Source organism: Rhizobium altiplani, assembly GCF_001542405.1.
GTDB classification, from domain to species: domain Bacteria; phylum Pseudomonadota; class Alphaproteobacteria; order Rhizobiales; family Rhizobiaceae; genus Rhizobium; species Rhizobium altiplani.
Genome location: NZ_LNCD01000034.1, coordinates 75,307 through 97,006, shown reverse-complemented (window position 1 = coordinate 97,006; position 21,700 = coordinate 75,307). Strand labels below are relative to the sequence as shown.

The window sequence follows — 21,700 nt, the reverse complement described above, 5'->3', positions numbered from 1 at the left end:
CTCCTGTTTGAAGCAGGAGAGCAAATCGCGTCAACGCAGCGCTGCGGCGATATTGCCGCCGTCGACGGTTGTCACATCGGCCGTTGTCCGGTCGGCCAACGCGTGGTGCAGGAATGCCTGCGCCACGTCATCGGCAGTTACTTCCTGGCCGAGAAGGTTGCCGCCCATGTAATCCTGCGCCGACAGACCGCGCGCTGCCGCCCGGTTGGCAATCATCTCATCGTTCAGTAGACCGGAACGAATGCGATCGGCGTTGACGGCGTTGGAGCGGATTCCATCGGCTCCATGTTCCAGAGCATACTGCCGCGACAGAAACAACGTAGCCGCCTTGGGCAATCCGTACGCACCGAATTTGGAGCCTGGATTGACCGCCTGCTTGCTGGCGTTGAAGAGCAGTGCACCGCCAGTCCTCTGTTCTTTCATGATCCGGACCGCATTTTGCGCAACGAGCTGGTGTGAGAAGAAATTGAGTTCGAAGCTCTTGCGCAGGAGGCTGTCATCGAGCGTCGCGATCGCTCCCTCCCAGGCCGCGCCGGCATTGGAGACGACAATATCGACGCCGCCGAAGGTCGAGATGGCCCTATCGAAGGCGCCGCGAACCGAAGCCGGATCGGTCACGTCGCAGGCGACGCCGATGGACTGGTTACCGATCGCCCTGGCGACGTCGCCGGCTTTGGCCGCATCGAGATCGGCGACCACGACGTGGGCACCCTCACGCGCGAAAAGCTTTGCAGTCGCCGCGCCGATCGCGCCGGCCCCCCCGGTAACGAGGGCCACCTGCCCTGTGAGAGGCTTCGGCTTGGCGCCGGCAAGCTTGGCCTGTTCCAAGGACCAGTATTCGAGATCGAAGAGATCCGGCCGGCTGACCGGCTCGAAGCGGCCGATGGATTCCGCGTCGCGCGCGGCCTCGATCCACATTTCACCGACATCTGCTGCGATCTGTGCATCCCTGAGCGTGCGACCGTGGCCGAACAACCCGACGCCGGGAACCAAAGTCAGCCGCGGCATAGGGTCGATCATGGTGCGCTTCACGTCGTCGCGAGCATCGTTCTCGCGAAAGTACGCGGTGTAGGCGGCGACAAACGCGGCGACGCGCTCATCGATCACCGACCGGAACTCCGCGAGCTTGCCTGCCGCTGGAGGCGGCAGCACAAGCGGGCCGGTCTTTATCCGGATGGAGAGGTCCGGTGTTGAAACGCCGCGCGCCGCCATGTCCTTAACTTCTGCCGCATTGACGAAATCAAGGATCGCCGGGGACACACGAAACTCGCTTATCATCCGGTCGAACCGGCCTTCGCCGCGGGCGACAGCGACTGCGCCGCGTAACATTGCAGCGATCTCATTGGCCGCCGCCGTCTGTTGCGGTAGGCGTCCAGACGTGAATGGAGTCTTGCCGCGACGACGGACGTAGTCCTCAGCCAACGTCACATAGTGGATCATCCGGTCATAGGCTTGTTTTGCCGTGTCGGCGAAGGTGAATATGCCGTGCTTGTCGAGGATCAGGCCCTCCACGCTCGGATCGCGATCGAAGACCTCGGCAGCGGCCTTGGCCAGCGCGAAGCCAGGCATGATGTAAGGCACGAAGCCCATCTTCTTGCCAAAAACCTCTGAGCTCATCTCCTTGCTTCTTGCCTGGTCGGCAATGGCAAGGATTGCCGTCGAATGGGTGTGATCGACGAATTTATGCGGCAGGAACGCATGCAGGAGCGCCTCGACAGAGGGGTTGGGGGAGGCGGGATCGATAAGATTGGCCCGCTGTAGCGTGACCATGTCCTCGTCGGACAGTTTCTGCAGCTTGCGCGCTTTCAGCAGCGGTGCGATTTTGACGGCGGGCAATCCCTCGGGTTCGATCGTTCCCATATCCCAACCACTGCCCTTGACGCAAAGGACGTCCCAGTCCTCGCCGATCAGATCGCGGACGGCCGTTTTCACGGATGTATTGCCACCGCCATGCAATACCAACCGAGGTTCGCTGCCAAGCAGTCGCGTCGTATAGGTCCGGAGCGCCAGGTCACGGTTGACGCCCCTCCGACCGTAAGCTTCGACCATTGCTTCGGCATCACTGTCGCGCCAAAGATTTTCCATCATGTCCTCCTCCACTCGCGCAAAGCAGGCGCCAAGGCGCCGCCTTGTCTGACATAAGCTGAAATCACTCCGTTTTGGCGGCCACAGTGGCGCTGCCCAAGCGCTCGAGCAGGCGGCGAGCCATGGAGGCTGTGACGATGAGATGTGACGCAAATCCGCCCTTGATGGCGGCTACAAGCGGCTCGAGCTTTTCATCTTCCTGAACCACCATCATCCGCTTCGGAATGGACCGGATCGAATCGAGGTCGGCCGAGATGCAGCGACGGTTGTGGGCGCAATCCATCAATTGCCCGTCTCGATCGATCACCTGGCCGGCGATCACGCCTGCCGCGCCCGCCTCTCCGAGCACTCGCAACTCCTCAGCCGTCAACGCACCGCACTTTACCAAATGGCTATCGGCCTCAATCCCGCCGACTGAATAAAGGGCAAGTGTGCAGTGGGGGATGGTCGCGAGTTGTTCCTGAATCACGGGCTCTTGACGCAACTCCTGCGCCAGCCTTTCCGAACTGAGAACGAGCGGTGCATAGAAGTTGATACCCTGGGCGTTCAGCCGCCTTGCTATTTCCGTGGTGCATTGATCCGGTCGGTATGAATAAGGCGCTCCAAGATTGCCGCAGAGCTGGACGACGGTCACCCCCTGCAGGTCCGCAAAAGGCATGACGTCGGCGATGTGATAGACGGTCCGGCCCCAGGCAACACCAATTCTGTCATCCTTGCCGATCAGTTCCAGGAATACCGCCGCGGCGACGACAGGCATTTCCGCCGTTGGGTCGAGGGCATGCCTGTCTTCTGGAACAATCCAGACTGCCTTCAGTCCAGCTGCGTCTTCCAACTGCCGGGCCAACACGTCGTCTGCGAAGAGTTGCGTTGATGTCGCGATGTTGACGATGCCGGTTTCCCTCGCGCGCCGCAGGTAGGTCGCAACAGAGGCGCGGGAGATGTCAAGATGCTTTGCTACCTCATCCTGCCGCATGCCGTGTGTGTAGTAGAGCCAGGCGGCCTTGTGAAGGACCTGGTCGGTAGAGCGTATTGGCATGCGGATCGTTCCAGAATGATTGATTTCGACATTATTCATGCGCGCTGACAAAAGTCAAACAGCATGATTGTTGCTTATTTCTTGCGTTACAGCCGTGTCAACGTTGCCGTGCAACCTTCGTCAGGCATGGGCAAGCGCCACCTAGCAGCCGCGGATTTGCGCCGCAACCGATCCGCGTTGCCGGCAGGCGGAGCCAATGGCCATCCACCTGCACAAGGGTTGGAATGTTACGCCCGGTTCCGGTGGATTTACCGTTGCGTACTTCAGTCGCAACGAATTGAAGGCAAAACTCGATACGGATGGTGGTGGGGGAGGTCGGCTCCCTCGCCGCCGGATATCGGAGGAAGTCTGAATGACGGCGCGTGACGATATTTTCGAGCTTGGCAAACGGGTCAGCCAATCCATCATTGGTCAAAACACAATGGTCGAGCGGCTGATCATCGGTCTCCTTGCAAACGGGCACCTGCTTGTCGAAGGTCTTCCGGGGCTTGCCAAGACGCGAGCGATCAAGAGCCTGGCGAAGAACCTCGATTCAGAGCTGTCACGCGTGCAGTTCACGCCGGATCTGCTTCCCGCCGACATCACGGGTTCGGAGGTGTATTTTTCCGAAGGTGGAAAGGGCGAGTTCAAATTTCAGCAGGGACCGATCTTCGCAAACCTTATCCTCGCCGACGAGATAAACCGCGCGCCAGCCAAGGTCCAATCCGCGCTTTTGGAAGCGATGGAGGAGCGGCAGGTGACCGTCGGCGGCACAAGCTATCCGCTGCCCGACCTTTTCATGGTGATGGCGACGCAGAACCCTATCGAGCAGGAAGGCACCTATCCCTTGCCGGAAGCTCAGCTTGACCGCTTCCTGATGCATGTCGAAGTCGGCTACCCCGACGAGACGTCCGAGGCCGCAATCATGCGCCTCAATCGCGACGAGGAGAATGCAGGGCAGAACAAAGACAAGCACGCCGATGCCCCGAGACTCAATCCCCAGGCAATATTCGACGCGCGGAAGGAAATCGGTGCCACTGCGGTTTCAGAGCCGGTGGAGAAATACATCGTCGCTCTGGTGATAGCCACGAGGTACCCGGATCGCTACGACAAGGATCTCGCCAAGCTATTGCATGTCGGGGCGAGCCCGCGCGGCGTCATCAGCCTAGACAAGGTTTCACGATCGCATGCCTGGCTCAAGGGGCGCGACTATGTGACGCCTGACGACGTCAAGGCGGTCGTCAACGACGTCCTGCGCCATCGCCTTATTCTGTCCTATGAGGCGCATGCCTCTAATACGAGCGCGGATGAGGTGATCAATCGCATCACTGAATTGGTGGCAGTCTCATGAAGGCCCCGACACCGAGCATCGGGAACGGCATACATGTCACGACCCAGGAACTTGTTGCCCTGGAGGGACGCGCGCGCGACCTGGCTTTCATACAGCGTGCGCGTAGCCATCAGCAGCTTGCGGGGCGCATGCAGTCCTCGGTGCGTGGCCGGGGTTTGATTTTCGAAGAGCTGCGAGAGTACCTCCCCGGTGACGACGTCCGCGCGATCGATTGGCGCGTCACCGCCCGAACGAGGAAGCCTGTCGTTAGGGTCTACGGCGAGGAAAAGGAGCGTCCTGCAATTGTTGTCGTGGACCAGCGCATCAACATGTTCTTTGGCAGTCGCTTCGCGATGAAATCGGTAGCAGCCGCGCAAGCGGCGATGCTCGCGGCCTGGCGCATCCTGGGGTCCGGTGACCGCGTCGGCGGCTTCGTGTTTAATGATGAAGACATCAGCGAGATCAAGCCGCACCGCAGCCGGAATGCCGTGATTGCGCTGGCGGACAGGATCGCCGAAAAGAACGGGATGTTGAAGTCCACCTATGCGGGGGTGCCATCACCCGAGGCATTGGACAACGTTCTCCGGCAGGTCGCGGGCGTCGCACATCACGATTTTCTCTTGGTTGTGGTCAGCGACTACGATGGCCATGGGGACACAACGCGGCAGCTCCTTCTCGAGCTTTCAAGCCGCAACGATGTCATCTGCCTGTTGATCTACGATCCGTTCATGCTCGAATTGCCGACAACCGGAGATATTGTGGTGAGCGGCGGTGCGCTGCAGGCGGAGCTCTCGTTCAGACAAGCAGCCGTGCGCCAATCCATCGACACCTTTGCCCGTGATCGCGGTCGCGAATTGCGGGAATGGCAACGGCAACTCGGCCTTCCGATGCTTCCGATTTCCACCGCAGAAGAGGTCGCTCCACAGTTGAGAAGCCTGCTTGAGCAATCCGCCTGGCGTCAGCGGAGGCGCTGATGGACTCCGAACCCAAACTCGACCCCATCACCGAAATGGCGCTTCGTTCGCTGAAGGACATCGCGGTTCCCGCGCCGGTTTCCTGGATGCCTCAAACCTGGGGCTGGCTGATTGTCGCGCTGCTCCTGCTCTTTGCAACCTTGCTGTGGTGCGCGCTCGCCTATCGTCGGTGGCGGAAAAATGCCTACCGCCGAGAAGCCTTGAAGCACCTTGAAGCAATAGAGGTCGCGGTTCGTGACGCCGATAAACGCGCGCGGGCACTCTGCGACCTTGGTGAATTGCTCAAGCGTACAGCTCTGGCGGCTTGGCCGCGACCGGATGTTGCCGCGACCTCCGGGCTGGCTTGGGCAGCGTTTCTTGTCGAGCATGGCAATATGAAGAATGGGGAAGCATTTCAGCGGTTCTTTGACGATCTTGAATACCAGGCGGCTACGCTGGTTTCCACAGAGGTTGCAGACGGACTTGTTCGCGACGCTCGACGCTGGATCGAGGGGCACCATGTACCAGCTTGATTTCCCCTGGCTGCTCCTGATCTTGCCGGCTCCCCTGATCGTGTGGTGGTTGTTGCCCCCGCATCGTGAAACGTCCGCCTCGATCCGCCTCCCATTTTTCAACGAGGTCGCACGCGCCGCCGGCGTGGAGCCCACCGAGGGCTCCGTCGTGCCGAAGAGGTCCTGGATGCAGGTCGCGGTCGATCTGATCGCCTGGTGCCTCATCGTTCTCGCTCTGGCCCGGCCGCAATATGTCGAGCCACCGGTCGTGAAGACCGAACCGCAGCGAGACATCCTGCTCGCGCTCGATCTCTCGCAATCGATGGATACGCGCGATTTCGCCGCGCCCGACGGTACGTCAAAGGCGCGCGTCGAGGCAGTTCGAACCGTTGTTTCCGATTTCGTATCCAGACGACCTGGGGATCGCCTCGGGCTGATCGCCTTCGGAGACGCGCCGTATCCCCTTGCTCCCTTCACGATGGACCACGCCCTTGTCAAAAACCTCGTGGAGAGCCTTTTGCCCGGCATTGCCGGTCCGCGCACGGCAATGGGGGATTCGCTTGGGCTCGCCATCCGAATGTTTGAGAAGACAACGGTGCCGCAAAAGGTCCTGATACTACTGACCGACGGGAACGATACAGCCAGCAAGATGCCGCCTCTGAAAGCTGCCGGCATCGCCAAAAGCAAGCAGATTGTCATCCACACGGTCGGTATTGGCGACCCTGCGGCGACGGGGGAGGACAAACTCGACACCGCGTCGCTCGAGAAGATCGCCACTGATACTGGAGGCCGCTACTTCTTTGGGGGTGATCAAAGCCAGCTTCAGGAGATTTACGACGAGCTTGATCGGATCACGCCTGAGGACCAAAAGCAGCTGTCCTGGCGTCCCAGAACCGAGCTGTTCTTCTGGCCGCTGGGCGGAGCGATCGCCACGATGCTCGCCTGGTATGGTCTAACCGGATTGTATAGCCTTGTTCGCAGGAGATTGCCGGCATGATCTCCGACTTTCATTTCCTGCGCCCTCTGTGGCTGCTCGCTCTTCTGGCGCCGCCGGCAATCGTCTGGATGGCATCCCGTTCAGGAGATATTCGCAATCGCTGGAAGGGCATGATCGCGCCGCACCTGCTCGACAGCCTCGTGATCGAGCCCGACGGGCGACGTCGGTATATGCCAGCCTGGATGTTGGCCGCCGTGATTTCGATAGCGGTGTTAGGCGCTGCCGGACCGACCTGGAAACGCGAAGCCCCTCCCTTCGTTGCCGACACGGCTTCCCTGGTCATTGCCATTGATCTTTCGCCGACGATGGACGCCATCGACGTCTCCCCCAGCAGGCTTGAACGGGTCAAGCTGAAGATCCACGACATTCTGGCTGGCCGGAATGGCGCACGAACTGCTGTCGTCGCCTACGCGGGTACGGCGCACCTGGTGGTCCCTCTGACCGATGACACCGACCTCATCGAGACCTATACCGATGCGCTCGCCACAGACATTATGCCAAAGTCCGGTAGGAATACCCCTGCGGCCCTGAAACTCGCGGATGGGCTGCTTCAACGGGATGGAGCTCCCGGAACAACCCTCCTCGTTACCGACGGCGTCGAGGCGCGAGCGACAGTCGCGTCCGACGGGCTGCATAGCGCAATTGTCATTCTCGGTGTCGGCACCCCGGAGGGTGGCGTCGTCAAGCGCTCCGACGGTAGCTTCGTCAATGACGCGGGTGGCGCTCGGATCAATGCCAAGTTGGATGTGGAAGCTCTGAAGAAGTTCGCGAATGACGCTGGAGCGGATGTCGCGACGATGACGGACGATGACACCGACATCAGGTGGGTCGGGCAGCGCGTAAGGACGAATTTCGCTCAACAAACGACATCCCAGGGAGATCGCTGGCACGACGTCGGATGGTGGTTCATCGCACCGGCGGCGGCGCTATCAGCGCTTTCGTTTCGGCGAGGCTGGTTGGTCAAGTTCGCAGCGATCGGGCTCTGCTTTCAACTGCTTCAACCTTCGTCCGCGGGAGCAGCCGGGTTCATGGACCTTTGGCTGACACCCGATCAGCAGGGCCGTCTTGCGTATGAGAGAGGAGACTATGCATCGGCCTCCGCGCACTTCCGCGATCCCATGTGGAAGGGGACGGCGCTCTATCGTGCCGGCCACTATCAGGATGCCATCGATGCGTTTGCGTCGATCGACAGCGCGGAGAGCTGGTACAATCAGGGAAACGCGTTCTTTCATCTGGGAGATCTGGAGGAGGCGGTTTCGGCCTACCAAAAGGCCTTGGAAAAACGGAAGGACTGGTCCGACGCGCAAGGAAACCTGACAATCGCGCAGCGACTGCTGAAGATACAGAAAGACAAGGAGCAGGAGCAGCAGCAGGATCCGAACGAGAAGCCCGACAGCGTTCAATTTGACAATAAAGCCGACAAGGGCAAGGCAGGCGAGGTCCAGACCGTCGAACAGACGTCGGAGATGTGGATGAAGAACATTCAGGTGAGCCCCGCCGATCTCATGGCGCGAAAATTTGCCATCGAGGCGGGTGAGACCAAGCCATGATGACGTTTCTGCCGGGTGTCTTTCTTTTGCTTTTACCGGCCCTGGCCTGGGGAGCGGAACCCTTTGCGCGCGCCACGGTCGAAGACAACGGCAACATAGTGCCCGGGCAGCAGGTGCGAGTTGATGTCGATGTGTTCGCGCCTGATTTCTTTACCTCGCCTCCGCAGTTTCCTCTTTTTGATGTTCCAGACGCTCTTGTCACTCTTCCAGAAGAGCGGACGCAGAACATCAGTGAAACCAAAGACGGCGTTCAATATTCCGGAATTCGGAAATCCTATGCCGTCGTGCCGCAGGCGCCGGGAAAGTTTGTTCTGCCTGAGATCGACATCGGGTTGGGCTATTCGGTCGATGGAAAGCCGACAAAGGCAACGGTAAAAATGCCTTCTGTTTCGTTCAACGCCGGAGAGGCATCCGGGGCCGCTGGGCAAAGGGTTGTCTTCGCAGCCAGCGATCTAACGATCGAACAGGTTTTCGACCCGAGCGCCCCGTCGCTCAAGGTCGGCGATGCTCTTGTCAGAACAATCACGGTGACGGCGGAAAACACGCAAGCCATGATGATACCCCCGGTTGGGGGCGGGACCGTTTCGGGGCTGCGTCAATACCAGAAGCAACCGAAGATCGAAGACGGCATCCCCGTCGGGCGCGAGACGGCAAGCCGCCGAACCGAAACATATGTGTACACCGCGGACAGGGAAGGGTCGTTTACAATCCCTGCGGTTTCCTATGATTGGTTCGATATCGCGCGCCATGAGCAGACATCCGCTTCGCTGCCGTCGGTAATGGTTGCCGTCGCTCCCGCCGTCGCCATGACGCCGATCAAGCCTGTACTGGATGACGTACGACGCCAGGCGCCCCACGTCATCAGACAGAAAGTCGCCCTGGCTATCATGGGGCTGTTGGCGGCGATGGGAGTGTTGTGGGCTGGCTTACGCTTTTGGCCGGTGATCAACAGTCTGCTGCAGAATGCAGGCCTGAAACACCAGGCATCGCACGGCTACCGCTTGAAGCGGCTCCGCCAACTCATCCGCTCGGGGAGCGAGCAAGAGATCTATAATGGTCTCCAAACCTGGAGCCGAAGTCTGGGGAATGGCACGCTGGAGGAATGGGTTCGTTTCGGCCCCGCCGACCTACAGCGCCAGGTCGACATTCTTTCTCAAAAGCTGTTCCGATCGGGGCGTGCTGAAATCGACAGGGAGCGACTGGCCGCGGTCGTTGACTACCGCCGACCAGCGCGCCTGGACGCGTCCCCCGTGCTTCCGCCGCTCAATCCTTGATCGGAAGCCATAGGATGGTTCGCCTTTGGTGGAGACCGTCCACTGGCGACGTTATCGGGGAATGCGAGCTTCTGGTGACCTGCTGGCCGCGGTGGTGGGCATGCGCCAACACCTAAGAGGAAGCCTTTTCAAGCTCGTAGAGCTGGTCCATGCTCAATGTCGCGATCTTGGCAAAGGAGGTCTGGTTCTTGACGCGGCCATCTTGAAGTATGACGACTTCGTCGCAGAACGAGATGGTGCTGCGATGATGGCTGATGACGATTGTCGTGCGCCGACCGGCTCTTGATTTCAAGGTTTCGACAATCGCCGCCTCCGACAGTCCGTCCATTGCATTCGTGGCCTCGTCCAGAATGAGGATTTCCGGATCGCGCACCAGGGCCCTTGCCAGCGCGATGCGCTGTCGCTGTCCCGCCGAAACGGTGGCTCCCCGGTAGCCGACAACGGTCTCATATCCATCTGGCAGCTTCTCGATGAATTCGTGCGCTTCAGCAAGTCTGGCTGCGTTCTTGACCTCTTCAAGCGAAGCGCTGTGGCCATAGGTGATATTTTCGAGAATGGTGCCGTCAATCAGCTCGAGATCCTGGCTGGCGAGCGCAATTTGTCCCCGCCACTGCATCGGATCGATTTGATTGAGTGGGGTGCCGTCGACCAGAATGTTTCCTCCGTCAGGTTCGACAAAGCGACATAGGAGATTGACGATCGTCGTCTTTCCGGCGCCGGATCGTCCAATTATGGCGGTTGAATGACCTTTGGGAAGATCGAAGGACGCAGCGCGCAGCACGACGGGTCGCGAGCCGGAGCCCGGATACTTGAACGTCACGCCATCGAATTTGATGTGCTGACGGAGGGCCTGAACCGGAGCATCGCCTGCCGGTGGGTTCGGCTTGTCGGACGGATCCAGTAACCATCTGACCTCTTCCAGGGACCCGCTCCAGCCTTGCACGGCGCTCCATGCCATTTGCAGCGCGCGAACATGCGGCTGCAGCCTGTAAAGCAAGACAACGAAGGCCACGATAACAGGAAAGCTTATACCCCAAAGCCAGGCACTGACGACGACAGTCAAAAAGAGAGCCGAATGCAGCACCTCTGTCAGTGGCGGCAATACCGCCTGGCGGGATTGGAGATCGAAGCCAGCCTCTCTGACCGCATCCGAAGAGGTATCGAAGACTGCTTTCTCGCGCTGTTCTTGTCCGAAGGCGCGGATAAGCCGCCCGGCGTGAACGAGATGAAGCATCTTGGCGGCAAGTTCACCGTTGAACGACGTGACTTTGCGGCTCGGGGCTCTGAGGCTGGCTGAAAGAAGCGCGTGCAGGGCCTGGATTATTACCAGCCCAAGTGCAACGCCAAGCGTCATCTGCCATGAAAGAAGCAGGAGAAAGGCGAGCAGAATGACCACAGCCGATGCGTTTACGATCGCTGCAAGTGTGGTCTGGATTGCGTCCGAAGCACGCCAGGACTCGTTTGATATGATGTTGAGCAATCGCCCCGGACTTTGCTGGAGGAAGAATGAGTATCCAACCGTCAAAAGCTGGCGGGCAAGAGAGCTTCGCATGGCATGGCCGGCCCTGCCGTAGATCAAATTGGTGAGCACAGCGTTGGCGAAGGCGAGCACATTCTTCAGGGTGATCAATCCGAGGATGGCGGCGGCAATCACAATCAGCCTTGCCCGCTCATCCAACCCGGCACCGACTTGCTGAAAGACCGCTGAGAGCCCCGCCATTCCCGACGGTTCCGCCCCGCCGGCGATAATGCTGAGCATTGGGATGATGAGACCGATGCCCGTACCTTCGAGAACGGCGGTGCTTAGTCCCAGTATGACGACGACCACCAGCAGACCGACCCGCCGGCCGAGTGCCTGACGCAATAGCCGAAAGCTCAACTTGGCGAACTCTAGCATGGCTGTGACCCCGGCAAGTGATGAACGCGTGCGCGCGGGAATTCGCGATACTTTCCGGCCATCATGCTAGCCCCTGAAGCGGCTGTACGGACTTGGCGGGCACCGATTGATAGTACCGCGTCATGAGATCCATGCGCCGGGTTGCACCGTCCGAGAAACGGCACAGCCACGGTGCATAAGCGGCGGAAAGAAGGCCGTATCGCTCTCGACGCCGGATCAGCCGCCACTTTCCCGTCTGCGTGAGAAAGGCGTGTGTCAGCTCCGGGCGCTGCTCATCGATAATGAGCTGATAGAGGAAATAGAAGAAGCACAAGGTTCCATGCGCATAACTCGAGGACGCGCGGCCTGCCTGCTCGGCGATTTTTCTTTCGATCGTGAGTATGCAATCCGCAGCGCGGCGCACGGTGTCATGGGTGACGGCAGCACCAATATCGTGAAGGGCGCCGGGATCGTCGCAGAGAGACTGTCGTTCAAGGTTCTCGGCCACGATCTTCAGGTGGGTTCGCCGCATTTGCCGCTTGTGCCTGCTTGAGACGCTGTCGCTATGAATGCGATAGGCGACCAGGCTCTCATCGATCATCGCTGCTGGAAATTGCCGTGCAATGCGTCCGAAGAGATCGAAATCCTCGGCATGGACATAGCCTGCATCGTACACCAGCATGTCTTCGGGAATGACATTGCGGTTGTACATCACTGTCGAATGCAAGAAGATGGTAAAAAACATCGACAAGATGTGCCAATCGCCGGTCTGATAGATTGGATTTGGCCTGCCGCGGACCACCCGGTTGCCGAGAAGCTGATCGATGCCGGTGCCGCTGATGGCGAGCTGAGGCTGTCGGGCAAAGAGCGCGACCTGACGCGAGAAGCGCGACGGGTAGGAAATATCGTCCGCATCCATTCTGGCGATGAGATCGCCTTTCGCCAAGGCTATTCCCTCATTCAGCGTCGCAATCAGCCCACGATTTTCCCGCGAGACGATCCGGATGCGATTGTCGGCGTTTTGATATCGTTGGAGGACCGCCAGCGAGCCATCGGTCGATCCGTCGTCAAGAGCGATGACCTCGAAGCGGGTGTAGTCCTGGCGCAGAATGCTTTCGAGTGCGGCGGCAACATGAGGTTCACCGTTATAGACCGGCAGCACGACGGAGATCAGTGGATCAGACATCCTTCAGCTCCCGCGTTCATCAGGGTTGGCGTAGCTCGGGCGATAGGCCGAAGCCTCATACCCCCGCTCGCCGGCAATGCTCGGCCGGGACGACGGCGTGCTCGGCCTGGCGGAGCTGACGTAGGGGAAATAGCGCTTGAGCTGGTTGAGCGGCCTCTCGAATGCCAGCCAGGAAATCGAAGCCAGCATCAATGTCGCTGCGGTCGCAACCACAAAACGACCGGGCCCCTGCTCTGAGACATTGACCGGGATCCAGGACTGAGCCTTGACGACCAGCGACAGCACAACCGGATGAAATAGGTAAACCCCGTAGCTCATACGTCCGATGGCCGTATTCGTCGGGCTTTCCAGCATCCGGCCGAATGCCCCCTGCATGCCCGAGGAGCAGCACCCGACCAGCATGACGAGGGGGATGAGGGGGAACACTTCCCCGCCGATCCATGTCACCCATTCCAGGGTCGGTGTCATGGACACCGACTTCAACCACAGGACCGTGATCGAGGCTATGGTTAAGGGCACGACACTTACCCCAATCCATCGGGGCCCAATCCATCGGGGCCCAATCCACCGGGGCCAAGCCTCGGTTTTCCTGCGGTAGACGGCAAGGAGAGCGCCGGCCACCAGCGCATCGACGGACGCTGGAGGAAGGAGGTCTCGCGCCAGAGATGGTGTACCCGTAAATGGCCAATAGAGGCGATAGGCCAGCGAGAACGCTATGACGGCGACGCAAACAGACGCAATCAGCCGGCGCGGAGCCAGCAGGATCACCAGAGGCCAGGCGATATAGAACTGTTCCTCGATGCTCAAGCTCCAGGCGTGACACAACACCCAGGGCGTCCATTCGTTTCGAAGCGCATACCAGAAGTTCGACAGATACAGCGCGTGCCACTTGAGGCTGCCCCGGGCGCCCTCAAGGTTGACAAACCATATGAAGGCCAACATCGCGAAGTAAGGAGGAAATATGCGCAGTGCGCGGCGAATGTAGAATGCCTTCAGCGCCGCACGCGGCTGGTAGTCGGCAAAGGAACGTGCGTCCAGCAGGAGCCGGGTTATCAGAAAGCCGCTGAGGACGAAGAACAGGCGTACGCCGAGATGGCCCAGGACTGATCCATTGACCGCAAAGAAATGGTGATAGAGGACCATTGTGACTGCGAGAGTCCGAAGTCCGTCCAGTTGCCGGTCGCGAGACATGAATCTCCTTGGCCGATCGGGACCCGCTCCTTGCGAGAGCCTTCCTCGATGGCATTCTTGCAGCTCGCATTGCTGCTGATTGTGCCGTCCCGGACGAGACGAACTGAAGTATCGACGCAGGCGCGAAAATTCTGGCGGAATCGGGCCAAACTGTGACCCTGGCGTGTGATCAGACTTTGGTCCGATGCCTCCGCGACAAGGCTTGCCTCGATCTCGGTGCTTCGCGTGTCGGCACTGATCCTCCAATTCTGCAGCCCAGATCGGGTTCCAAAAACCGCTCGCGGGCACCCGGAACATAACGGCTTGTCGATTGCCAGCTGACATCAGACGAGCCGCTGGCCCAGATGCACGAAAGCTATCCGGTGCTCGCTGCGAGCGCGTGAATTGCGCTCTCATTGCGGGGAGGGGAGAAGTCATCAGGCCCTCATCGAGGCGCGATGTTGCAAACCAAAGTCGAGGCTATTTCTGCATGACCCTTTGCCGAAATTGAATTGGTCAGCCGGCGCAAGTTAGCGTCAATGTGCCGGCCTGGGCCAAACAGTCGAAATGAGGGTTGCATGAGCAGGATCGTCTTTGTTCACGGGTCTTTCGTCCCCGAGGAGGAGGCGCGCATCAGTCTTTTCGATCGCGGCTTCCTGTTCGGCGACGCGGTCTACGAGGTCACGGCCGTGATTGATGGCCGGATGATCGACAACGATCTGCATCTGGCTCGGTTCGCCCGTTCTCTGAAGGAGATGAACATTCCCCTGGCCTTGTCACTGGATCGCATCGTCTCGATCCAGTTGGAGCTGATCGAACGCAATGACCTGCAGCACGGCACAGTCTATCTTCAGGTTTCGCGCGGCGAGGCTGATCGCGACTTCCTGTACAGCGACAAGATGGAGCCGAAGCTCGTCGGCTTCACCCAGGCGAAGCGGCTTACGGGAACCGCGGCGCAGCGCGACGGAATCTCCGTCGACCTGGCTCCGGATCAGCGCTGGCAGAGGCGGGACATCAAGACGGCAATGCTGCTCGCACAGGTCATGGCCAAACAGGCTGCACGCGCGCGAGGCTTCGACGATGTCTGGCTGGTCGAGGACGGGCTGGTGACGGAAGGCGCGTCTTCGACTGCGCATATCATCACCGCGGATCGACGAATCCTCACCCGTCCCGCTTCCCGTGCCACGCTGCCGGGCTGCACGCAGCGCGCCGTTGCACGTTTATGTGCCGAACAGGGATTGCTCTTCGAAGAGCGTGCCTTTACGCCCGAGGAAGCACAGGGCGCCGCCGAAGCGTTCCAGACCTCAGCCTCGAGCCTGGTCATGCCGGTCGTGCGCATTGCCGACAAGTCGATCGGAGACGGCAAGCCTGGCCCGATGACGCGTCACCTCCAGACGCTCTATCTGGAGGCGGCTGGCGTTAAGGCATAGACGAGAGAACAGAGATGAAAACAGCGCGGGAACTCGGACTGATAGTGGAGGGAGCGATGGCTCCCGGACCGGAAAACGCCATTACCGATGTGCCTGGCGTGGCGGTTGGGCACCGCTCGCTCCGCGCCGAAGGCATTCATACGGGCGTAACCGCCATTGTTCCTCATCCAGGCGACATCTTTCGCAGGAAGCCGCGTGCGGCGGTCGAGGTGATAAACGGCTTCGGCAAGTCGGCGGGACTGATGCAGGTCGCCGAACTCGGCACGATCGAGACACCGATTCTCCTGACCAATACGTTTGGTGTGGCCGCCTGTACCGAAGCGCTGATTCGCCGTGCGATCGCGGCAAATCCGGCCATCGGGCGCAAGACCTCAACGGTCAATGGCCTCGTCTTCGAATGCAATGACGGTAGCATCAGCGACATCCAGGCCATGGCGGTAACGCCCGCCGACGCCTGTGCGGCGCTTGACGACGCACGGACGGGTGAGGTGGAGCAGGGTGCGGTCGGAGCCGGATCCGGCATGACGGCGTTCGGCTTCAAGGCTGGCATTGGTACCGCGTCGCGGCGACTGCGGATTGCGAAGCGTGATTTCACCTTGGGAACACTGGTTCTTGCCAATTTCGGCGCTGCCGGCGATCTCATTCTGCCCGATGGTCGCCGTCCGGATCCTCGCCGTCCAGCCAGCCCGGAGCGGGGCTCCGTCATCGTCGTTATGGCGACGGATTTGCCGCTCGGCGATCGCCAGCTGCAGCGCGTCGCCAAACGCGGCGGTGCGGGGCTGGCGCGACTCGGTGCCTTCTGGGGCAATGGTAGCGGCGATATCTGCCTGTGCTTCACCACCGCCGATCCGGTCGATCATGAACCGGCGTCACCCATTACCGCCCAGGACCGGCTTTCCGACGCGTTCATCGACACCGCCTTCCGCGCTGCCGCTGAAACCACACAGGAGGCGGTACTGAACGCGCTCTGCATGGCGCCTGCAACGCCCGGCCGCAACGGCCGCCCTTATCCCGCCCTTGCCGACTGGCTACAGGAGAACCCGCTGCAATGAAAGTTTTCATCTCTGCCGATATCGAAGGTACCGCAGGTATCGTTCATTGGGACGAGGCCGAGCGCACGCATGCCGACTGGAACGAGTTCCGCGCACTGATGACTGCCGAGGTCGTTGCTGCCTGCGACGGGGCTCGCGCTGCGGGAGCGACCGAGGTCGTGATAAAGGATGCTCATGACAGCGGGCGCAATCTCATCCTCGATCGGTTGCCAGACTATGTCCGGATCGTGCGTGGCTGGTCGGGGCATCCCGATGCGATGATGTTCGGTCTCGATGCCGGTTTTGCGGCGGCGATCTACACCGGCTACCATTCCAAGGCAGGCAGCGAGGCCAATCCGCTCGCTCACACGTCCAACCTGCGCATATCGCGCCTGCTTCTGAACGGGGAGGTGGCTTCCGAATTCACCGTGAACGCGCTCTGCGCGGCGGGATATGGGGTGCCTTCCGTCTTCCTGTCCGGCGACGCGGCAATGTGCGCGGAAGCGCGCGCGATGGTGCCCGGTATGTCCACGGTGGAGACACTTGAGGGTAAAGGCCGTGCCTCCACGTCGATCTCGCCCGCTTGGTCGCGCCGGCTTATCCGCGAAGGTGTGGCGTCCGCGCTGTCGGCGGATTTCAGCCAGACGCTCCCCGACCGGGCCGAGCGCTACGAAGTGGTGATCGAGTTCAACAATCCGACCGACGCCTATCGTGCCGGCTGGTACCCCGGCGCACGAGCCCATGGCCCGCGCGCCGTTGCTTTCGCCAATGCGGATTTTGCCGAAATCCTGCGTGCACTCGTATTCATGAAGGTCTGAGCCTGCCGTTTCGTGAGCCGGTCGTCAGGCCGGCTCGCGCTCCAGCAGTTGCCTGGACATGCGCCAGAGTTCGTCGACCTTGCGATTGCGGCTCGCCGCATGGCGGTAGAGGCGGATTTCGAGATCGAGATTCCATCCCTCGTCCTTCGAGGCGGGCACGAGGCGCCCTGACTCCATCTCGTCGCGTGCGAGGCTTTCAGGCAGCCAGCAGACGCCGGCTCCCGCAAGCGCCATGTTCATCAAACCGGCACTGATCGTATTCTCATGTGTCGTCCGGCGGCGAAATGGTGGGCGGCGAAGCAGAAGACGCGAGAGAGCTACGCCGAAGAAGGAATTGAAGCCGTAGCTGAGATAGGGGATTGCCAGCCGCTGCTGCTCGACGGCCCGATCCAGCAAATTTCTTCCGGCTTGCGAGTTGCCGGAAACGATGACGTTCGGCGCCACCAGAGGGATCAGCCGGTCGTGGGCGACGGTCAGCCACGCGAACTTGCCGCGGTCGAGATGGAATGGCACCTCCGGATGGGCATAGGTCAGGAAGAAATCGGCCTCGTCGCCAACGAGCGCATCCAGGTTCGCCTCGATGCCACCTCGGTCCGGTATCAGCGAGGTGTTGAACGCTCCCCCTGCTTTCTCCAACGCCCTTAACCATTGCGGAAAGAATGTAACCGTCAGCGTGTGCAGTGCCGCGAAGCGAATGAGGCCGGGTTCATGTGACGGACGCAGGGCCTCTCGCGCCGCATAGCATGACCGGATCGTTTCCTGTGCGACGGGCAGGAAATTCCGGCCCGCCGGCGTCAGCTCGGCAGGCATCGCCGCACGGCTGATCAAGGTCGCGCCCAGCCACCCCTCGAGCTGCTTGATTCGGCGGCTGAAGGCCGGTTGTGTCACGTTGCGCAGTTCAGCCGCTCTCGAGAAACTGGAGGTGTCCGCAAGGGTTACGAAGTCCTCCAGCCATTTGATTTCCATTCCATTCTCCTCCCCAATGCTCCTCGCCCAATTCAGCATAAGTCATTCATCTTGAATAGATATGCCAAATTCGCATGAGGTTGTGCCAAAACCGAATTGGCCAAGCCTGCCACAAGCTTTCACCTTGTCACACGACAGAAATTCATGGACGGCGCGAGCGCTTCGCATCGCCTGTCCTTAATGCCGGGTTCGTCCGGGTCGTGACAACGGAGCAGTTAATGGCAGTCAGAATTGAAGCCGATCTCATCCTTCACAACGGCCGCATATGGTGCGGTCGCGAGGAAGGATCCTGCGAGGCGGTGGCCGTCTGGCAGGGAAAGGTTCTCGCAACCGGCAGTAATGCAGAAATGCTGAGCCTTAAGGGATCGCGCACCGAGGTCATCGATCTGGACGGCCGTTTTGCCAGCCCGGGGCTGATCGACAACCATCTGCACCTGATTTCGACCGGCATCGTCATGGGCTGGGTGGACGCGACGCCTGCCGCGGCCCCCACCCACGCCGCGCTGATGCGCCAGATCGCCGAACGCGCGGCGGTGACGCCGAAGGGCGAGTGGGTTCGCGCACGTGGTTATGATCAGGTCAAGCTCGATACGGGCCGGCATCCGACACGCGCGGACCTTGATCTCGCTGCGCCAGATCATCCGGTTCTGGTGACGCGGGCGTGCGGCCATGTGGCGATCGCCAATTCGAAAGCTCTGATGCTGGCAGGCGTGACCGAGGCGACACCGGTGCCGGATGGCGGCGTCATCGGCCTGACGGACGGCAAACTGAACGGCCTACTGGCGGAGAACGCCATGAACCTCGTCAGGGCCGTGATCCCGTCGGCCACGACCGCCGAACTGATCGATGGGATCGAGCGCGCCGGCCAATATCTCTTGTCCCTCGGCATTACGAGCTGCATGGACGCCGCCGTCGGGCAGCTTTCCGGCTTTGAGGAAATTCAGGCCTATGAAATGGCCAAGATCGCGGGTCGCTTGCCCGTGCGCGTCTGGCTGACCCTTCTTGGTGATCCCGGCGTGTCGATCGTCGAGGATTGCTGGCGCGCGGGCCTCATCTCCGGCGCCGGCGACGACATGCTGCGCGTTGGCGCGGTGAAAATATTCCTTGATGGATCGGCCGGCGGACGCACGGCCTGGATGACCAAGCCTTACAAGGACGAGCCGGAAAACCTCGGCGTGCAGATGCTTCCCGACGCGGTCGTCGAGGAGATTGTGCAGTCCTGCCATGACCGCGGCTACCAAATGGCCTGCCATGCAATCGGCGACGGCGCTATCGAGCAGTTGATCACGGCTTACGAGAAGGCGCTTGCTGCCAATCCTGATCCGGATCGCCGCCACCGTGTGGAGCATTGCGGCTATCCGTCTGCGGAGCAAAACGCACGCATGAAGGCGGCGGGCATTCTGCCGGCGCCGCAGATGGCCTTCATTCACGATTTCGGCGACAGCTATATCTCCGTCCTCGGCGAGGAGCGCGGCGTTAAGTCCTACCCGATCGGCACGTGGGCGCGCATGGGGCTCAAACCCTCCACCGGCTCCGACTCACCGGTCTGCTCGCCCAATCCTTTCCCCGACCTCTACGCGATGATCACCCGCCAGACCGGCAAGGGCACCGTCATGGATGCCTCCGAGAAGCTTAGTCGCGAGGAGGCGCTCCAGGCCTACACGGAATACGGTGCCCATTCGCAGAAGGCTGAAAACGTGAAGGGGCGGCTGGTCGCTGGTCAGTGGGCTGACATCGCGGTCTTCGACAATGATCTTCTCACCGCATCGCCCGAGGCGATCCTGTCGGATACGCGCTGCCTGCTGACGCTGCTGGCGGGCCGCGTTGTGCACGACGCGCGAGGCTGAGCCACTCAAAAAATGACTGACACGATGCCGAAAAGGGAACCCGGCACATTGAGGGAGAACGAAATGCTGAAGAGACTTTCAATCGCTGCGATGCTCAGCCTGGGCGTCGCGACCATGGCGTTTGCGGAAGGCGAGCGTCATGGCGGTACACTTGTATTCACCGCGCCTTATGGCTCCAGCTTCGCGACGCTGGATGTTCAGTCGAGCCCCAACACACAGGAAGAATTCATCACCCAGGCCATTCACCGGGCGCTGTACAGCTGGGACTCGATCAACAACAAGCCGGTTCTGGAATTGGCGACCTCGGCTGATGTTTCCGAGGACGGGACGACTTACACCTATCATCTGCGCGACAACGCCGTCTTTCACAATGGCAAGCCGCTGACGGCCGATGACATCATCTACAGCTACAAGCGCATCGGCAACCCGAAGAACGCGTTCCCCGGTGCCAGCTATATCGCCATCATCAAGGGGGCCGACGACTATATCGCCGGCAAGGCGCAAGACATCAGCGGCCTGAAGAAGATCGATGATCACACGCTGCAGGTCACCTATACCGGGCCAATCAATCCCGGCTTCTCGTTGATGCAGAACACGACGGTGATCTATCCCTCGAACGTCACGGACGAGTCGACCTTCGGCAAAAATCCGATCGGTCTCGGCGCCTTCGCCTTCAAGGAATACACGCCTGGCTCGCAGGTCGTCGTGGAGAAGTTCGACAAGTACTACGAGAAGGGCAAGCCCTATCTCGACCGCGTGAAGATCGTGCTGATGGGTGAGGATTCCGCCCGCGACGTGGCCTTCCGCAACAAGGAAATCGACGTGTCGATCCTTGGGCCTACCCAGTATCAAGCTTACCAGGGTGAGGATGCCCTGAAGGACCATCTGCTGGAGGTCGCCGAGGTCTACACCCGCAACATCGGCTTCAACCCGGCCTTCGAGCCGTTCAAGGACAAGCGGGTGCGCCAGGCCATCAACTACGCAATCAACACGCCGCTGATCGTCGAGCGCCTGGTCAAGAACAAGGCCTACCCGGCTTCCGGCTGGCTGCCGCTCTCCTCGCCGGCGTTCGACAAGGAAAAGCCTGCCTATGCTTACGACCCGGAAAAGGCCAAGGCGCTTCTCGCCGAAGCCGGTTACGCCAAAGGCTTCTCCTTCGAAGTGACCGCCAGCCCGAACGAAAGCTGGGGCGTGCCGATCGTTGAAGCCGTCCTGCCGATGCTGCAGAAGGTCGGCATCACGGTGAAGCCGAAGCCGGTCGAAAGCTCGGCACTCGGCGATGCGGTGACGTCGAACAATTTCCAGGCCTTCATCTGGTCGAACCTCTCCGGCCCGGATCCGCTGCAGGCGCTTCGCTGCTACTATTCCAAGACGCCGCAGTCGGCCTGCAATTACGAGAGCTTCTCGAACGCCGATTTCGACAAACTCTACGAAGCAGCGCAGCAGGAACGCGACCCGGCCAAGCAGAACGAACTGCTACGCCAGGCGAACAACCTGATCCAGGACGAAGCGCCGGTCTGGTTCTTCAACTACAACAAGGCGGTGATGGCATACCAGCCGTGGATCCACGGGCTTGTTCCGAATGCGACGGAACTGGCCATCCAGCCTTACGATGAAATCTGGATCGACGACACGGCGCCGGACTCGCGCAGTTAATCCA

The 21,700-nt window shown here is 60.5% G+C and carries 17 protein-coding genes; 11 read left to right on the top strand and 6 right to left on the bottom strand.

Annotated elements, in window-relative coordinates; translation table 11 throughout:
- Positions 1 to 30: 30 nt before the first annotated feature.
- The gene (locus tag AS026_RS07230) at positions 31 to 2,085 is read right to left on the bottom strand and encodes a bifunctional aldolase/short-chain dehydrogenase (RefSeq protein ID WP_062369223.1); all 2,055 of its coding nucleotides are present in this window, start codon (positions 2,083 to 2,085) and stop codon (positions 31 to 33) included.
- A 64-nt stretch (positions 2,086 to 2,149) separates the two neighbouring features.
- The gene (locus AS026_RS07225) at positions 2,150 to 3,121 is read right to left on the bottom strand and encodes a sugar-binding transcriptional regulator (protein WP_100248133.1); all 972 of its coding nucleotides are present in this window, start codon (positions 3,119 to 3,121) and stop codon (positions 2,150 to 2,152) included.
- Between the two features lie 352 nt (positions 3,122 to 3,473).
- Between AS026_RS07225 and AS026_RS07220 the strand changes: the two genes are divergently transcribed.
- From AS026_RS07220 to AS026_RS07195, 6 genes are read left to right on the top strand one after another with little or no spacing between them, the layout of a single operon-like run.
- Entirely contained in the window at positions 3,474 to 4,451 is a 978-nt protein-coding gene (locus tag AS026_RS07220) for an AAA family ATPase (protein ID WP_062369183.1), read from the top strand.
- A complete protein-coding gene (locus AS026_RS07215; protein WP_062369182.1) occupies positions 4,448 to 5,404 on the top strand; it encodes a DUF58 domain-containing protein in 957 nt (318 codons plus the stop codon). Before AS026_RS07220 ends, AS026_RS07215 begins: the two co-directional genes overlap by 4 nt.
- Complete coding sequence (locus AS026_RS07210; protein WP_062369181.1) at positions 5,404 to 5,916, top strand: DUF4381 domain-containing protein; 513 nt, start codon at positions 5,404 to 5,406, stop codon at positions 5,914 to 5,916. Before AS026_RS07215 ends, AS026_RS07210 begins: the two co-directional genes overlap by 1 nt.
- Positions 5,903 to 6,892 (top strand): vWA domain-containing protein, encoded by a 990-nt coding sequence (locus AS026_RS07205; protein ID WP_062369180.1) that lies wholly within the window; start codon positions 5,903 to 5,905, stop codon positions 6,890 to 6,892. The genes AS026_RS07210 and AS026_RS07205 overlap by 14 nt, the downstream gene beginning before the upstream one ends.
- Positions 6,889 to 8,442, top strand: a complete 1,554-nt coding sequence (locus tag AS026_RS07200; protein ID WP_062369179.1) for a VWA domain-containing protein — start codon at positions 6,889 to 6,891, stop codon at positions 8,440 to 8,442. The genes AS026_RS07205 and AS026_RS07200 overlap by 4 nt, the downstream gene beginning before the upstream one ends.
- On the top strand, positions 8,439 to 9,716 hold the full coding sequence (locus AS026_RS07195) for a BatD family protein (RefSeq protein WP_062369178.1): 1,278 nt from the start codon (positions 8,439 to 8,441) through the stop codon (positions 9,714 to 9,716). Before AS026_RS07200 ends, AS026_RS07195 begins: the two co-directional genes overlap by 4 nt.
- Positions 9,717 to 9,828: 112 nt before the next feature.
- Here the strand turns inward: AS026_RS07195 and AS026_RS07190 are convergent, their stop codons facing one another.
- The 3 genes from AS026_RS07190 to AS026_RS07180 all read right to left on the bottom strand — a co-directional run bounded on the left by AS026_RS07190 (position 9,829) and on the right by AS026_RS07180 (position 13,969).
- Entirely contained in the window at positions 9,829 to 11,613 is a 1,785-nt protein-coding gene (locus AS026_RS07190) for an ABC transporter ATP-binding protein (protein WP_062369177.1), read from the bottom strand.
- A gap of 61 nt (positions 11,614 to 11,674) precedes the next feature.
- On the bottom strand, positions 11,675 to 12,778 hold the full coding sequence (locus AS026_RS07185; protein WP_062369176.1) for a glycosyltransferase family 2 protein: 1,104 nt from the start codon (positions 12,776 to 12,778) through the stop codon (positions 11,675 to 11,677).
- A 3-nt stretch (positions 12,779 to 12,781) separates the two neighbouring features.
- Complete coding sequence (locus tag AS026_RS07180; protein ID WP_062369175.1) at positions 12,782 to 13,969, bottom strand: acyltransferase family protein; 1,188 nt, start codon at positions 13,967 to 13,969, stop codon at positions 12,782 to 12,784.
- A 557-nt stretch (positions 13,970 to 14,526) separates the two neighbouring features.
- Between AS026_RS07180 and AS026_RS07175 the strand changes: the two genes are divergently transcribed.
- The 3 genes from AS026_RS07175 to AS026_RS07165 are packed head-to-tail and all read left to right on the top strand — an operon-like array spanning position 14,527 to position 17,227.
- A complete protein-coding gene (locus AS026_RS07175; protein ID WP_062369174.1) occupies positions 14,527 to 15,378 on the top strand; it encodes a D-amino-acid transaminase in 852 nt (283 codons plus the stop codon).
- Between the two features lie 14 nt (positions 15,379 to 15,392).
- Positions 15,393 to 16,430, top strand: a complete 1,038-nt coding sequence (locus AS026_RS07170) for a DmpA family aminopeptidase (RefSeq protein WP_062369173.1) — start codon at positions 15,393 to 15,395, stop codon at positions 16,428 to 16,430.
- Entirely contained in the window at positions 16,427 to 17,227 is an 801-nt protein-coding gene (locus AS026_RS07165) for a M55 family metallopeptidase (protein ID WP_062369172.1), read from the top strand. Before AS026_RS07170 ends, AS026_RS07165 begins: the two co-directional genes overlap by 4 nt.
- 24 nt (positions 17,228 to 17,251) lie before the next feature.
- On the opposite strand, the gene AS026_RS07160 is transcribed toward AS026_RS07165, so the two are convergent.
- Positions 17,252 to 18,193, bottom strand: a complete 942-nt coding sequence (locus tag AS026_RS07160) for a LysR family transcriptional regulator (RefSeq protein ID WP_062369171.1) — start codon at positions 18,191 to 18,193, stop codon at positions 17,252 to 17,254.
- A 218-nt stretch (positions 18,194 to 18,411) separates the two neighbouring features.
- Between AS026_RS07160 and AS026_RS07155 the strand changes: the two genes are divergently transcribed.
- On the top strand, positions 18,412 to 20,040 hold the full coding sequence (locus AS026_RS07155; RefSeq protein ID WP_062369170.1) for an amidohydrolase: 1,629 nt from the start codon (positions 18,412 to 18,414) through the stop codon (positions 20,038 to 20,040).
- Positions 20,041 to 20,103: 63 nt separating this feature from the next.
- The gene (locus AS026_RS07150; RefSeq protein ID WP_062369169.1) at positions 20,104 to 21,696 is read left to right on the top strand and encodes an ABC transporter substrate-binding protein; all 1,593 of its coding nucleotides are present in this window, start codon (positions 20,104 to 20,106) and stop codon (positions 21,694 to 21,696) included.
- Positions 21,697 to 21,700: the final 4 nt, after the last annotated feature.